Origin of the sequence: Paludibacterium paludis, from assembly GCF_018802605.1 — a bacterium.
Lineage (GTDB): Bacteria > Pseudomonadota > Gammaproteobacteria > Burkholderiales > Chromobacteriaceae > Paludibacterium > Paludibacterium paludis.
Window position 1 is genome coordinate 3,913,767 of the sequence record NZ_CP069161.1, and the last position, 13,844, is coordinate 3,927,610.

A 13,844-nucleotide genomic window follows, 5' to 3' on the forward strand; every position below is an offset into this window, starting at 1 on the left:
GAATGAAGAAAATCCTGATCGCGGTGGTGGCGCTGATCGCCATCGGACTGGTGGGCTACACACTGTGGTTCGACAAACCGAAAGCTCCTGACGTCGAATTGACCTCGCTGACCGGCCAGAAAACCTCGCTGTCCGCGCTCAAGGGCAAGATGGTGCTGGTCAATTTCTGGGCGACAAGCTGCCCGGGGTGCGTCGAAGAGATGCCCGAGATCAAGAAAATGCACGAACAGTACGCCGCTCGCGGACTGCAGACGCTGGCCGTGGCGATGAGCTACGATCCGCCCAATTACGTCGAAGCCTTCACCCGCAGCCAGGGCTTGCCGTTCTTCGTGGCGCTGGACAGCGACGGGAAGGTTGCCAAGGCTTTCGGCGATATCCAGCTGGCACCGACCACGTTCCTGATCGACCCGCAAGGGCACATTCTGAAACGCTATGTTGGCGTAATGAATTTCGCGGAAGTGCGTCAGCTGATCGAGGCCAATCTGAAAGGTTGACGCTCCCGGCACACCGGACACTCCGGATCGCGGCGGATTCGCGTTTGGCGTATCCGCCCTTTTTTTGCGTCGAACAAGGTCAACACGCCGGTGGCGGGAGGAATGCCAGCCAGGCACTTGACCGCTTCTACCGCTTGCAGGCCGCCGATCACGCCGACCAGCGGCGACAAGACACCCAGCAGCGCGCACGGCTCATCCTGCGACTCGCCTTCATCCGGAAACACACAGTGGTAGCACGGCGACTCCGCATCCCGCGGATCGAACACCGCCATTTGTCCCTCGAAACGAACCGCCGCGCCGAAGACCAGTGGCACGCCAGCTATAACGCACGCGGCGTTGATGGCATGGCGCGCGGGGAAATTGTCCGTGCAGTCCACCACCAGATCGTGCGCGGCGACAAGGCCGCGCAAGCGCTCGCCGGCCAGCCGTTCGCCAATCACATGAATGCGGCAATCCGGGTTGATCGCTCTCATGCGGCAAGCGGCCGATTCGGCCTTGCCCATGCCCAGGGAGCCTTCGTCATGAACGATCTGCCGCTGCAGATTGGACAGCTCCACCTTGTCGTCGTCGGCAACGCTCAGTTCGCCCACTCCGGCGCTGGCCAGGTACATCAGCACCGGGGAGCCAAGCCCTCCGGCCCCCACCACCAGAGCACGCGCGTTGCGCAGCCGCTCCTGCCCGCCGATATCGATGTCGTCAAGCAGAATGTGCCGGCCGTAGCGCAATAGCTCGCGATCGCTCAGACTCATCCTCGCCGCGTCACTCCTCGACGGTGCGCCGGGAAAACTTGATGCCCAGTTGCTTGAGCTTGCGGTACAGGTGGGTGCGCTCGAGGCCGACCTTCTGCGCAACCCGGCTCATATTGCCGTTCTCGAGGGAAATATGATGCTCGAAGTAGCGGCGTTCCAGCTGCTCGCGCAGCTCCCTCAGGGGCAGATTGAAGTCGAAACCGGTTTCTTCCACCGGCTTCTCGTGGCGGAACTGCGCCAGCACCTTGTTCACCTCGGGCGCATCGATCTCGTCCGACTCGGACGTCAGCGCCAGGCTCTTGATGATGCTGCGCAGCTGTTCGAGGTTGCCCGGCCAGTCGTACTGGCGCAGGGCATTGAGCGCGGCCGTGGTCAGCTTGCGAGCGGGAACCTGCTTGGACTCGACCAGTTCGGTCAGGATCTGCTCGGCGATGAAGATGATGTCTTCGGCGTGTTCGCGCAACGGTGGAATCGGTACGATCACGCTCGACAGCGAAGTGAGCAGCCGGTTGTCGCACTCCGGATCGACCAGTAACTCCTGCAGCGGTCGGCTGCAGGAGCAGATCAGGCGCACGTTGAAGCGGTCGAGTTTGGAGAGCAGGAACAGCAGTCCCTGCTGGATGCGCCGGTTGTACTGGCCGATTTCGGACAGGAACAGAACACCGTTATTGGCCTTCTGCAAGAGTTCGAGCGGCGCGTCGGCCAGCTGTTCGGCTTTCGGCGGCGTGATCCAGGGAGTATTTCCCTGATGGAAAAACCGCGCCACCAATTCGAACCCGGAACCCGATTCGCCGGTCAGCAGCACCGGTGACTTTACCTTGGCGACCCTCTCGAGCTGGCGTTTGAGCTCCTGGATCGGCACGCTCTTGCCCAGCTTGTCGAGGTTGAGCGAGGTATTGGCCTGCATGTCGCCATACTTGAGGGCACGCTGAACCGTGGACAGCAGTTTTTGCAGCGCGATCGGCTTTTCCAGGAAATCGAAGGCGCCGATGCGGGTCGCCTCGACCGCGGTATCGATGCTGGCATGCCCGGACATCATCACCACCGGCATGTTCAATTGTCCAGACTTCGCCCATTCCTTGAGCAAGGTCACGCCATCGCAGTCGGGCATCCAGATATCCAGCAGCACCAGAGCCGGACGGGTCTGGTTGCGCAGCTGCCGCGCGATCTCGGCGTTCTCCGCCAGCGCCACGGTATACCCCTCATCCTGCAGAATTTCCGAGAGCAACTCCCGAATGCCGATTTCATCGTCAACAATCAAAATATCGCTGCTACGCATTAGGCCTCCAGCAATGGCATGGTGAGAAGAATACGCGCGCCACGCTGCCCGGCGTTGGCCAGCGCAATCTGACCGTGATGTTCTTCCACGATCTTTTTCACGACGGCAAGGCCAAGCCCCGTACCTTTGGACTTGTTGGTCACATAGGGTTCGAATGCTCGGGGGAGGATGTCGGACGAAAAGCCCGGACCGTTATCCTCGACGCAAACAATCGCGCTTCTTCCTTCTTGTCGGCTGCTAATTTGAATCATAGGAATGCCAACGTCAAGGACAGCGTCTTGAGCGTTCTGCATCAGATTGTGTAAAACTTGCCTGAGCAAGGCCGCATCCCCCATGATTATCAAAGGCGTATCCGCCAGTTCCATCTTAACAGCCGGGTTGGATTCATACAGCGTCATCACCTCGCGAATCGCTTCGTTCAGATCCAGTCTCGCGAGTTTGGTATGCGGCGTTCGGGCATAGTCGCGGAATGCGTCGACCATGCCTTTCAATGCCGCCACTTGCTTGATGATGGTGTCGGTCGAACGGCGCAACATCTCCGCATCGCCGCTTTCCAGCTTGTCCGACAGCTTCATCGCCAGACGCTCCGCCGACAACTGGATCGGTGTCAACGGATTGCGGATTTCGTGAGCGAGCCGCTTGGCCACCTCGCCCCAGGCCGCGTCGCGCTGAGCGCGCGCAAGCTCGGTAATATCGTCGAACACCAGCACATAACCACTGCTAGAACGATCAGGCAACGGCGCACCCCTTACCAAGAGGGTACGCTCACCTTGCACGGAAGAGAACTCCAGCTGGGTTTGCCAACCGGGATCGGCATTGGTTTCCACCTTCGCGGTAACCGCTTCGATCAGGACATGCAGACTGCCGACGCTGGCCGCCCAGACGGGAAACGGCTGGTGCGCGAGCTCGTCGAAGTCCACCCCGAGAATGCGCGAGGCGCTGATGTTGGAGGCGCGCAGATACCAGCTCGCATCGAAAGCGATCACCCCCGCCGACAGGTTGGCAAGAATGCTTTCCAGGTAAAGCTTGGCCGACTCCAGCTGGTTGCGCTGTTCGTCGGCGACATGGCGGGCGTCCTCCAGCTGCTGGGTCATGCGGTTGAACATGGTCGTCAGTATGCCCAATTCGTCGCGCCGGTACACCGGATGCCTTCGCGAGAAGTCCCCCTGCGCCACGGCGCGCGTGCCGGCGGCGAGCTCCGACAGCGGGGCGGAGAGCCGTTCGGACATGAACAGCGCGAACGCCATCGCGAAGGTCAGCGCCAGCAGGAACGACAGCGCGAGAGTCAGCATGTAGAAGGTTTTCAGGCCATGCCGGTTAAGCAGCAGACCACGGTAATCGGCTCGCGCCTTCTCGATCATGTCCGCATCCCGCGAAATGATTTCGGGCGCATCCTGCAGCACCTGAATCACCCGCATTTCCTGATACACGGTATTGAATCCGAGCGAAACCTTCAAGGTCAGCCTGTTCTGACTGTCGTTCTCGATCGATTCGAGCGGTTGGCGCGGCTTCAGCGAGCGGATCGTTTCCCGCGACGGAGGCTGGGGAAGATGCGAACTCATCCCGGAAGCGAACGCGATCAGCTTGCCCGAGCGGCTGTAGATCGCCACCTCGCGCAGCCCCAATTGCTCGCGCATCCGCTCAAGACGCGACGGCAGCAGCAAATCCGGCAGCCCGTCGACCTCCTCGAGGATCACCCTGCTCTTGCGGCCCACGTCCTGCAAAACGAAGCCCAGCGCGTTCTTGCCCAGTTCGAGCCCGCGGTCCAGCGCCGACTCGACGCGCACGTCGAACCAGCTCTCGATGCTGCTGGTCAGGAACTGCGCGGAAATGGTGAACACCAGCACGCCCGGCACAAGTCCGACCAAGGCGAACATCATCACCATGCGCTGCGTGAGCTTGGCGCCGAACACCCGGGTTTTGACGCGCTGGCGCAGGCGCAGGAGTTGGCGGCCAACCACGCCGAGCAAGGCCAGAAGCAAAAGGGTATTGAAGCCGAAGACCCACCAGTAGTACTCCTCCAGCTTGGAGGCGTTGCCGGTGGCGATGGCGAGCAGGTAGAGAAGGATGGCGGCAAGGGTGGCCGACGCGGTCATCGCGTAACGCATCTCAACCGCCGCCTTTCACATCCAGATTGGTCCAGCTGGAGGCAAGCCCCCAGTCGGGCGACCCCAGCGCATTGAGCTGAAAGGGTTTGGGCAACTCACCGATATCGAGTTCCAGTTTGACCCTGCCGGCGACTTTGTCCGCGGACACGCCGCTGAGCGTTCCGGGCTCGAGGACCCGCCAGCCCTGGATGGCGCCCAGCGCGGCCAGCGCCTTGTCCAGACTCTGGTAATAGGTCGACAGCGAGCCGATGGTGACGCGATAGCGGTTGGTCAGCGGCTGGTAGGACAATTTGAACGCCATCGAGGCGTGAGGATCGAACCACTCCTTGACGCTCAGATAATAGGCGGTGGCCCGCGGCCGGGTCAGTTCGAACTCCAGACGGAAAGAAAGCGGAATACCCTGTGTCAGGGTCTGATACAGGGTATTGGAAAGCTTGACGTTGAACCGGGTACTGACGGACAACTGCCCGTCGACCAGTTCGGCCTCGCTGCGGCTGGCGGATATACCGTCGCTCCATGCGGGCAACGCCGCACAGGCAAGCCAGCCAAGCAGGCTAACGTTTCTCAAGCAACGCGTAATAAAAGCCGTCATGGGCCTCTGTTGGCAACAACTGTTCCTGATAAGTACAGACCGCCTCCGGATGCCGCCCAAGGAAGGCGTCCAGTTGCACCCCGTTTTCCTGCGGGAAAATCGAACACGTAGCGTATAGCATTTTGCCGCCCGTGGCGAGAACCTGCCATAAACCGTCCATGATCACCGCCTGCTGCCGGGCCAACTCCTCGAAATCGCCCGGACGCCTGAGCCACTTGATGTCCGGATGGCGTCGCACCACTCCGCTGGCGCTGCATGGCACGTCCGCGAGAATGCGGTCGAACGGCTCGCCGCTCCAGCGATCCTTGAACTTTCCGGCATCGGCCGCCGCAAGCTCGGCCGACAGGCCGAGGCGGTCAAGGTTTTCCCGCACCCGGCCAAGCCGCGCCGGATCGGCGTCCAGCGCCGTCACCGATACGTCGAAACGCTCCAACATGTGGCAGGTCTTGCCGCCTGGCGCGGCGCAGGCGTCCAGCACGCGCATGCCATCGGCCAGATCCAGGAGCGGCACGGCGCGCTGCGCGCCCAGGTCCTGCACGGACAACTCGCCCTCGGCGAAACCGGGCAAATCGCGCACATTCCTCGGCACATCCAGGGTGATGGCATCCTCTGAGCTCGCCACCGCGCCGATTCCCGCCGCGGCCAGACGGGCGAGGCTGGCCTCGACCGAGCTGCGGCGCCGGTTCACCCGCAGCGTCATCGGCGGATGACCATTGCCGGCCAGCAAGACATCCTGCCATTGTGAGGGATAAGCGCGCCTCATGGCCTTGATCCACCACAACGGATGGTTGTAGCGCGACTCATCGCGCGCTTGCGCCCCCGCGATCAGCGCATCCTTGCGGCGCAGCGCGTTGCGCAGCACCCCGTTGACCAGTCCCTTGAAACGCCCGGCGGCGATGCCGGAAGCGAGTTTGACCGCTTCGTTCACGACCGCGTATTCCGCCGCCCGGGTATGGATAAGCTGAAACAGCGCGACAAGCAGGACGCGCTCGAGCGCGGGTTCGGGCAAGGCGCGGGGCACCAGATCCCGCAGCACATGGATCAGTTCACCCTTGAAGCGCTGCACGCCGTAACTGATATCGAGAAGCGCGCCGCGATCCGACGCGGCAAGGCCGGGGTGGCGCTGCAGGACGCCCGCCAGGGCGTCGGTCAGGGTCTGGCCCGACTCGACGGTCGCGAGAATGTCGGCGGCAAGTGCCTGAATATGGGACATGACGGCTGTTTTCCAAAAAAACCGGCCACAGTTCCGCGAAACCCGGACTGTGGCCAGCGATGAGCAAAATTGCCTGCAATGATACGGCTAGAGGACGCCCCGCGCCATCTCGTTCAATCGTGCGATGCGTTCCTCGGTCTGCGGATGGGTGCGGAACAGATCCCCCATCGAGTTCCCTCCCGAGAGCGGATTGATGATCATCATCTGCGCGGTTTCGGGGTGCGCTTCGGCCGACGGCATCGGCAGCCCCTGCGCGTAATACTCGATCTTGCGCAAGGCGGATGCCAGGGCCAGCGGATCGCCGCTGATCTCCGCCCCGCCGCGATCCGCTTCGAATTCGCGGGTGCGGGAAATGGCCATCTGGATCAGGCTTGCCGCCACCGGAGCCAAAATGGCCACCAGAAGTCCGGCGACCGGATTGACAGGGCGCCCGTCCTCGTCACGGCCGCCGAAGAACATCGCGAAGGTCGCCAGCGACGAAATGGCGCCGGCCATCGTCGCGGTCACCGTGGACAGCAGTGTGTCGCGGTGACGCACGTGGGCCAGCTCGTGCGCCATCACGCCGCGCATCTCGCGGTAGTCCAGCATGCGCATGATGCCGGTGGTCGCCGCCACAGCGGCGTTCTCGGGATCGCGGCCGGTCGCGAAGGCATTGGGCTGGTCCTCATGGATGACAAACACCCGGGGCATCGGCATGCCGGCACGACCGGCGAGCTCGGCGACAAGGCCATAGAATTCGGGCGCGGAAGCGGCATCGACCTCCTGGGCGTTGTACATCCGCAACACCATGCTGTCGGAGTTCCACCACGCGTACACGTTCATCGCGCCGCCGAGCAGCAGCGCGACCAGCATGCCGCCCTTACCGCCGATCAACCCGCCGACCACGACGAACAGCGCCGTGAAGGCCGCCATCAGCATCGCCGTCTTGAGCCAGTTGTCGCTCATCGTTTCACCTCGTCATCAATCGGAAAAACCGGGGATCACACCCCCAGGCGCATACCTGCGGCGACGGGATGCCCGGCCAGAAAATCACGGGCGGGCAAGCGCCGGCCTCCGGCGGCCTGCATGATGGTAAGACGCAAAAGACCGTCGCCGGTTCCCACCACGACGCCATCCGCATCGACCCGCGCCACCAGCCCGGGCTCGCCACGGCCTTCGAGCGCCTCGGCCATCCATACCTTGAGTGGAGCGCCGGCCAGCAGGGTATGGCAGCCGGGCGCCGGGTTGAAGGCGCGCACACGCCGCGCCAGCAGATCCGCCGGCAGGGTCCAGTCGATGCGCCCCTCCTCCTTGCCGACCTTGGCGGCGTAGGTCACGCCTTCTTCCGGCTGCGCCGTGCGGGGCAGCGCATCCAGATCCGCCAGCGCCTCGACGATGGCGCGGGCACCGCTTTGCGCGAGGGCATCGTGCAGGGTGGACGCCGTATCGGCCGGCCCGATGTCAACGGGGTGGGTGCTCAGCATGGCGCCGGTATCGAGTCCGACATCCATCTGCATGATGGTGATGCCGGTCCTCGCGTCGCCGCTTTCGATCGCGCGCTGGATCGGAGCGGCGCCGCGCCAGCGCGGCAGCAGCGACGCGTGGATATTGAGACAGCCGCGCGCCGGCATGGCGAGCACCGCGGCGGGCAGGATCAGGCCGTAGGCCGCCACCACCATCACCTCGGCGCCGACGTCGGCGACCAGCGCCTGGGCTTCCGGCGTCTTGAGCGACAGCGGCTGCTCCACGCGCAGTCCGCGGGACTGCGCCAGCGCCTTGACCGGGCTGGGCGTCAGTTTCATGCCGCGACCGGCCGGGCGGTCGGGCTGGGTCAGCACCAGTGCCACGTCGTGACCGGCATCGAGGATCGCCTCGAGGGCCCGGGCGGCGAATACCGGCGTACCGGCGAAAATCAGTTTCATGGGAATGCCTTGAATTACAGGGTGGCCTTCTCGCGCTTCTTGAGCTTGGCCTTGATGCGGTTCTGCTTGAGTTCGGACAGGTAATCAACGAAAACCTTGCCGTCCAGGTGATCCACCTCGTGCTGCAGGCAGATCGCCAGAAGACCGTCGGCCTCGAGTTCGAACGGCTTGCCGTCGCGGTCTAGCGCGCGCACCTTGACGCGCTCGGCGCGGGTGACCTTGTCGTAGATGCCGGGCACCGACAGGCAGCCCTCCTCATAAACGGTCTGCCCCTCTTTCTCGAAGATTTCGGGATTGACGAAGGCCCGCACCTCGTTGCGCTCCTCGCTCACGTCGATCACGATAACGCGCTCGAGCGAGTCCACTTGCGTGGCGGCAAGGCCGATACCGTGGCAGGAGTACATGGTTTCGATCATGTCGTCGATCAGGGTGCGGATGCGGTCGTCGACTTCGCCGACGGGCTTGGCCACCTTGTGCAGACGCTCGTCGGGGTAATGCAGGATTGTTAGCAGCGCCATGTTGTCGAGATCTCCGAAGTCGTTGCGGCGGCCCCGCACGCGTGCCGACGGGGCCGATTGATGTCATGATTGCGTTTTGCCGATATGGGGGCATTTTCTATGCGTAAAAGCATTATATCGCTAGTCGCGCTCTTTAGCGTCGCGAGCCGGCTTTTCGCCGCCGGTGCGCCACCTCTGGAAAAATGGTCGCCGCGCATTCGGGAGCTGCCGGCCCAAACGGCCGACGCGCCCCCTGCGGACATGGCGACAATGCTCGAGCGCATGGAAGTGCTGGAGCCAACCGGGCTTGATGCCCTGCCCCGCCTCACCGGTAGCGGCGCGGAGGGCGATGTGCTGTTGCGGGGAGGGGAAACCGCTTACGCGCGCGGCGTGCGGGGAGATGGTGTCTGGTACGTCTACCGCGTCCGCGGCGCGCTGAAGGATCCCGCGACGGGCAAGACGCTCGGTATCGCGCTGAACCGGATTGGCGAGGCGCGAGTCGCGGAGGCGGGCGACCCGGCCCGGCTCGCCATCGTCGCCGCGCGCCAGGAGATCCAGCCGGGCGACCGGCTCATGCGCAGTCCGGGCACGGGCGCCCCCGTCACCCGGATAACGGACGCTCCGGACGGCCTCGCCGGCCGCATCGTCGATGTCCACGGCGGCAGTTTCGACGCGGCGCGCTACGCCACGGTCGCCATCAACCTCGGCAGCGAGGCCGGTCTGATTCCCGGACACCGCCTGTCGGTGCCGGGCGAAGACGGCAAGCCGCGCGCCGTGCTCGTGGTTTACCGGGTGTTCGGCAAGGTCTCCTACGCCCTGGTCACCGAGAGCCGCCTCCCTGTCCGGCGAGGCGACAGAATCGTCGCCGGGGAGGCTCTGTGACGCCCGCCGATCACGAAGCCTGGCTGCATCTGGCCTTCACGCGCGACCTGGGCGCCTCGGCCGCGCTCGCCCTGGTCGGCCGCCTCGGATCGGCCCGTCATGCCCTGGATGCGTCGCTGTCCATGCTCGCGCCGCTGATCGGCCATGCCGCGGCCGAGGCCCTGCATCGCCGCGATGCGGGCGGCGAGGTGGACGCGGCGCTCGAATGGGCGCAGCAGGCGGATTGCCATCTGGTATCGCTTGACGACGACGATTATCCGGCCCGGCTCGCCGAAACGGTCGGCCCTCCTCTTGTCATGTTCGCCCGCGGACGGCGCGAATTGCTCGCGCGCCCTTCCCTCGCGATAGTCGGCAGCCGCAATGCCTCCACCGAAGGGGCCGGAACCGCGCAGGACTTCGCCGCCGCGCTCGCCGGTCACGGCTACACCATCGTCAGCGGACTTGCCGAGGGAATCGACACCGCCGCGCACCGCGGCGCCCTGGAACACGAGGCCTCGACGATCGCCGTCACCGGCACGGGCATCGACCGCGTCTACCCGGCGAGCAATCACGCACTGGCCCGCGAGATCGCGGAGCGGGGGCTCGTGCTGAGCGAGCTGCCTTTGGGCAGCAAACCTCTGCAGCATCATTTCCCCAGACGCAACCGCGTCATCGCCGGCATGTCGCAAGGCTGCCTGGTGGTCGAGGCGAGCGTGCGCTCGGGATCGCTGATCACGGCGCGGCTCGCGCTGGAAGCGGGACGGGAGGTGATGGCCATCCCCGGATCCATACACAATCCCCAGGCGCGCGGTTGCCACCGGCTCATCAAGGACGGCGCGAAACTCGTCGAAACCGTGGAGGATGTGATGGCGGAAATCTCCCCGGCGGACCGTTGACAAGGATCCGGATTCCGCTTGCGGGTTGACGGATGCGGCGGTTTACGCGATGCTGCATGCGCCCGCATCGGGAAGGCCGCCCGGCAACCCTGCCGGACCGCTGTTTCCCGGCGCCTCTCGGCCTTGCTGTACAGGCGGCGCGGGTGTCTTGTAAAGTCTGGCCCAATGTTTGACGTTCTCGCTTATCTTTTTGAAGAATACCGCGATCCCGAGGCATGCGAGGACCGCGCCCGCCTGGTGCGTTCGCTGTCTGCCGCAGGCTTCGAGGACGAGGAAATCCAGGATGCCCTGGACTGGCTGTATGGCGTGCTCGACGCCGACGAAGAGGATTTCGCCGGAGCGGACTCGGGCATCGGCATGCGGATCTATACCGAAGAGGAGCAGGACCGGCTGCCGATGGATGTGCGCGGCCTGATCCAGTTTCTCGAGGACAACGGAGCGTTGTCCGGCTCGAGCCGCGAACGGGTGATCGACCGGCTGATGGCGCTGCCGGGCGACATCACCGTGATGGATGCCAAGCTCGTGGCGCTGATTGTGCTGTGGGCGCTCAAGGCGGAGCTTCCGGTGCTGATCGGCGAGGAGCTGATGAACGCCGTGCACGGCGAGCCCACCATGCAGTGACGAACCCGCGCCCGCGCCGTGCCAAGCCGCATCGGCGCAGGTATTGATTATCGATGACGAGAGCGCCTGCTTGCGCTCTTGTTTTATTTGTTGGATACAGGATGTATCAGCCCGGAGTTGCCGGGCCAGGGAATGAAACCACATGCCTTCAAGTCTCCTGATCGTTGAATCGCCATCCAAGGCCAAAACGCTGAAGAAATATCTGGGACAGGACTTCGAGGTCCTGGCTTCCTACGGACACGTGCGCGACCTCGTTCCCAAGAACGGGGCGGTGGATCCGGAAAAAGACTTCGCCATGAAGTACCAGCTGATCCCGAAAAACTCCAAGCACGTGGACGCCATCGCCAAGGCCGTCGCCGAAGCCGACAACATTTACCTCGCAACCGACCCGGACCGCGAAGGCGAGGCGATTTCCTGGCATCTTTTCAAGATCCTGGAAGGCAAGAAACTGCTCAAGGGCAAGCTCACGCAGCGGGTGGTGTTCCATGAGATCACCAAGAACGCGGTGCTCGAAGCCATCGCCAATCCGCGGGAAATCTCCCAGCAACTGGTCGATGCCCAGCAGACCCGCCGCGCGCTCGACTATCTGGTCGGCTTCAACCTGTCGCCGCTCTTATGGAAGAAGATCCGCCGGGGCCTGTCCGCCGGACGTGTGCAAAGCCCGGCCCTGCGCCTCATCTGCGAACGCGAGAACGAAATCCGCGCGTTCGTGGAGCAGGAGTACTGGAGCCTGCACCTGGACAGCCACAAGGGCCGCCAGAAATTCTCGGCGCGCCTGACCCACCTTGGCGGCAAGAAGCTCGAACAGTTCGACATCGCGACCGACGCCGACCATCAGGCGGCGCTCGCCCGTCTGGCGGGCGGAGAAGCCACGGTCACCGCGATCGAAAAGAAAAAGAAAACCCGCAATCCCGCGGCGCCCTTCACCACCTCGACGCTTCAGCAGGAGGGCGTGCGCAAGCTTGGCATGACCACCGACCGCACCATGCGCACGGCCCAGCAGTTGTACGAGGGGATCGATATCGGCCAGGGAACGATCGGTCTGATCACCTACATGCGTACCGACGCCGTCGTGCTGTCCAACGAGGCGCTGACCGAGATTCGCGGCTATATCGAAGGCAACTTCGATGCCGAGTTCCTCCCGAAAAACCCGGTCACCTTCAAGAACAAGTCGAAAAACGCCCAGGAAGCGCACGAAGCGATCCGTCCGACCTCGATCCTGCGCACGCCCGAGTCGGTCAAGCCGTTCCTGACCTCCGACCAGTTCAAGCTTTACGACATGATCTGGAAGCGCACGCTGGCCTGCCAGATGGCTCCGGCGCGTTTTGACACCACGGGCGTCGACATCGCCCTGGGCGAAGGCGTGTTCCGCGCATCGGGCCAGGTGCAGGTTTTCGCGGGATTCCTCGCCGTCTACGAAGAAGATGTGGATGACGCCGAGGACGAGGACAATGCCCGCCTGCCGCTTCTCGAGCAGGGCGATGTCCTGCCGGTCGACAAGCTCTACGGCGACCAGCACTTCACCCAGCCGCCGCCGCGCTTCTCCGAGGCGAGCCTTGTCAAGGCGCTGGAAGAATTCGGCATCGGCCGCCCGTCGACCTACGCCAGCATCATCTCCACGCTGAAGGACCGGGAATACGTCACGCTCGACAAGAAGCGCTTCATGCCGACCGACACCGGCGACATCGTCAACAAATTCCTGACCGAGCACTTCAGCCAGTACGTGGACTACAACTTCACCGCCCGCCTGGAAAACCAGCTGGACGAAATCGCCAGCGGACAACGCGAGTGGGTCCCGGTGATGGACAGCTTCTGGAAAGGCTTTTCGAAGCAGATCACTGAAAAAGAAAGCATTTCGCGCGCGGAAGTCACCACGGAAAGTCTTGACGAAGCCTGCCCGAAGTGCGCCAAGCCGCTGATGATCCGCTTCGGAAAACGCGGCCGTTTTGTCGGATGTTCCGGGTATCCCGAATGCGACTATACGCGCAACATGAATGAAACGGCGGAAAGCGCCGAGGCGGACGAACCGGAAATCGTCGAGGGGCGAACCTGCCCGAACGACGGCGGCCAGCTTGTCATCAAGAAAGGACCGTACGGGAAGTTCATCGGCTGTGCGAACTACCCCAAGTGCAAGCACATCGAGCCGCTGGAAAAACCCCGCGACACCGGCGTGACCTGCCCGGAGTGCAAGACGGGCTCGCTGATCGAACGCAAGAGCCGCTACGGCAAGCTGTTCTACAGCTGCAATACCTATCCGAAATGCAAGTACGCCACGTGGAATCCGCCGGTCGCGGAACCCTGCCCGCAGTGCGGCTGGCCGATCCTGACCATCAAGACCACCAAGCGGCGCGGCACAGAGAAGGTTTGCCCGCAGAAGGAATGCGGCTACAGCGAAGTCATCGCTCCACCGGAAGCCAAAACCGAAGAGTAACACCCGACCAACCCCCGCCGCGCGCGGGGGTTGTGCTTTGCCTTTCCCGCAAAAGACACATTAATTCATGCCATTCGATAATCACTGAAAATATCGGCTGACGCAGGTCAAATCACGACAAAATCATCAACACCCCATTGATTTGATTCGGATTTTTATAAATCGAGTGTGTATACTTGGCCATCAAGACGAGTCACTTTGC

The 13,844-nt window shown here is 63.3% G+C and carries 13 protein-coding genes; 5 read left to right on the forward strand and 8 right to left on the reverse strand.

What is annotated here, in order from left to right; all coding sequences use genetic code 11:
• The first annotated feature begins 2 nt into the window (after positions 1–2).
• Complete coding sequence (locus JNO50_RS18140; protein ID WP_189532045.1) at positions 3–494, forward strand: peroxiredoxin family protein; 492 nt, start codon at positions 3–5, stop codon at positions 492–494.
• Here the strand turns inward: JNO50_RS18140 and JNO50_RS18145 are convergent.
• The 8 genes from JNO50_RS18145 to def all read right to left on the reverse strand — a co-directional run bounded on the left by JNO50_RS18145 (position 464) and on the right by def (position 8,854).
• Positions 464–1,243 (reverse strand): HesA/MoeB/ThiF family protein, encoded by a 780-nt coding sequence (locus JNO50_RS18145; RefSeq protein WP_189532043.1) that lies wholly within the window; start codon positions 1,241–1,243, stop codon positions 464–466. The two genes, JNO50_RS18140 and JNO50_RS18145, sit on opposite strands and share 31 nt — an antisense overlap.
• Before the next feature lie 10 nt (positions 1,244–1,253).
• Positions 1,254–2,522 carry a sigma-54-dependent transcriptional regulator gene (locus tag JNO50_RS18150; RefSeq protein ID WP_189532041.1) on the reverse strand — a complete coding sequence of 423 codons (1,269 nt, stop codon included), beginning with the start codon at positions 2,520–2,522 and terminating at the stop codon, positions 1,254–1,256.
• Entirely contained in the window at positions 2,522–4,630 is a 2,109-nt protein-coding gene (locus tag JNO50_RS18155; RefSeq protein WP_189532039.1) for a sensor histidine kinase, read from the reverse strand. Before JNO50_RS18155 ends, JNO50_RS18150 begins: the two co-directional genes overlap by 1 nt.
• Before the next feature lies 1 nt (position 4,631).
• A complete protein-coding gene (locus JNO50_RS18160; protein WP_229804528.1) occupies positions 4,632–5,198 on the reverse strand; it encodes a DUF4390 domain-containing protein in 567 nt (188 codons plus the stop codon).
• Positions 5,185–6,435 (reverse strand): 16S rRNA (cytosine(967)-C(5))-methyltransferase RsmB, encoded by a 1,251-nt coding sequence (gene rsmB / locus JNO50_RS18165; protein ID WP_189532035.1) that lies wholly within the window; start codon positions 6,433–6,435, stop codon positions 5,185–5,187. The genes JNO50_RS18160 and rsmB overlap by 14 nt, the downstream gene beginning before the upstream one ends.
• An 87-nt stretch (positions 6,436–6,522) precedes the next feature.
• On the reverse strand, positions 6,523–7,380 hold the full coding sequence (gene htpX / locus JNO50_RS18170) for a zinc metalloprotease HtpX (protein ID WP_189532033.1): 858 nt from the start codon (positions 7,378–7,380) through the stop codon (positions 6,523–6,525).
• Positions 7,381–7,415: 35 nt separating this feature from the next.
• Positions 7,416–8,336, reverse strand: coding sequence for a methionyl-tRNA formyltransferase (fmt, locus tag JNO50_RS18175; protein ID WP_189532031.1), 921 nt, complete (start codon positions 8,334–8,336; stop codon positions 7,416–7,418).
• Between the two features lie 14 nt (positions 8,337–8,350).
• The gene (gene def, locus JNO50_RS18180) at positions 8,351–8,854 is read right to left on the reverse strand and encodes a peptide deformylase (protein WP_189532030.1); all 504 of its coding nucleotides are present in this window, start codon (positions 8,852–8,854) and stop codon (positions 8,351–8,353) included.
• 99 nt (positions 8,855–8,953) lie between these two features.
• Between def and JNO50_RS18185 the strand changes: the two genes are divergently transcribed.
• From JNO50_RS18185 to topA, 4 genes are all read left to right on the forward strand, one after another.
• On the forward strand, positions 8,954–9,715 hold the full coding sequence (locus tag JNO50_RS18185; protein ID WP_189532027.1) for a hypothetical protein: 762 nt from the start codon (positions 8,954–8,956) through the stop codon (positions 9,713–9,715).
• Positions 9,712–10,590, forward strand: a complete 879-nt coding sequence (gene dprA, locus JNO50_RS18190; protein WP_229804526.1) for a DNA-processing protein DprA — start codon at positions 9,712–9,714, stop codon at positions 10,588–10,590. The genes JNO50_RS18185 and dprA overlap by 4 nt, the downstream gene beginning before the upstream one ends.
• 165 nt (positions 10,591–10,755) lie before the next feature.
• A complete protein-coding gene (locus JNO50_RS18195; RefSeq protein ID WP_189532026.1) occupies positions 10,756–11,211 on the forward strand; it encodes a Smg family protein in 456 nt (151 codons plus the stop codon).
• 142 nt (positions 11,212–11,353) lie between these two features.
• Positions 11,354–13,642 carry a type I DNA topoisomerase gene (gene topA / locus JNO50_RS18200; RefSeq protein ID WP_189532024.1) on the forward strand — a complete coding sequence of 763 codons (2,289 nt, stop codon included), beginning with the start codon at positions 11,354–11,356 and terminating at the stop codon, positions 13,640–13,642.
• Positions 13,643–13,844 lie beyond the last annotated feature (202 nt).

What these genes read in the sequence shown, in the direction of transcription:
- JNO50_RS18140 (WP_189532045.1), top strand. Translation starts at nt 3, where the DNA reads ATGAAGAAAATCCTGATCGCGGTGGTGGCGCTGATCGCCATCGGACTG.
- JNO50_RS18145 (WP_189532043.1), bottom strand. Translation starts at nt 1,243, where the DNA reads ATGAGTCTGAGCGATCGCGAGCTATTGCGCTACGGCCGGCACATTCTG.
- JNO50_RS18150 (WP_189532041.1), bottom strand. Translation starts at nt 2,522, where the DNA reads ATGCGTAGCAGCGATATTTTGATTGTTGACGATGAAATCGGCATTCGG.
- JNO50_RS18155 (WP_189532039.1), bottom strand. Translation starts at nt 4,630, where the DNA reads ATGCGTTACGCGATGACCGCGTCGGCCACCCTTGCCGCCATCCTTCTC.
- rsmB (WP_189532035.1), bottom strand. Translation starts at nt 6,435, where the DNA reads ATGTCCCATATTCAGGCACTTGCCGCCGACATTCTCGCGACCGTCGAG.
- htpX (WP_189532033.1), bottom strand. Translation starts at nt 7,380, where the DNA reads ATGAGCGACAACTGGCTCAAGACGGCGATGCTGATGGCGGCCTTCACG.
- fmt (WP_189532031.1), bottom strand. Translation starts at nt 8,336, where the DNA reads ATGAAACTGATTTTCGCCGGTACGCCGGTATTCGCCGCCCGGGCCCTC.
- def (WP_189532030.1), bottom strand. Translation starts at nt 8,854, where the DNA reads ATGGCGCTGCTAACAATCCTGCATTACCCCGACGAGCGTCTGCACAAG.
- JNO50_RS18185 (WP_189532027.1), top strand. Translation starts at nt 8,954, where the DNA reads ATGCGTAAAAGCATTATATCGCTAGTCGCGCTCTTTAGCGTCGCGAGC.
- JNO50_RS18195 (WP_189532026.1), top strand. Translation starts at nt 10,756, where the DNA reads ATGTTTGACGTTCTCGCTTATCTTTTTGAAGAATACCGCGATCCCGAG.
- topA (WP_189532024.1), top strand. Translation starts at nt 11,354, where the DNA reads ATGCCTTCAAGTCTCCTGATCGTTGAATCGCCATCCAAGGCCAAAACG.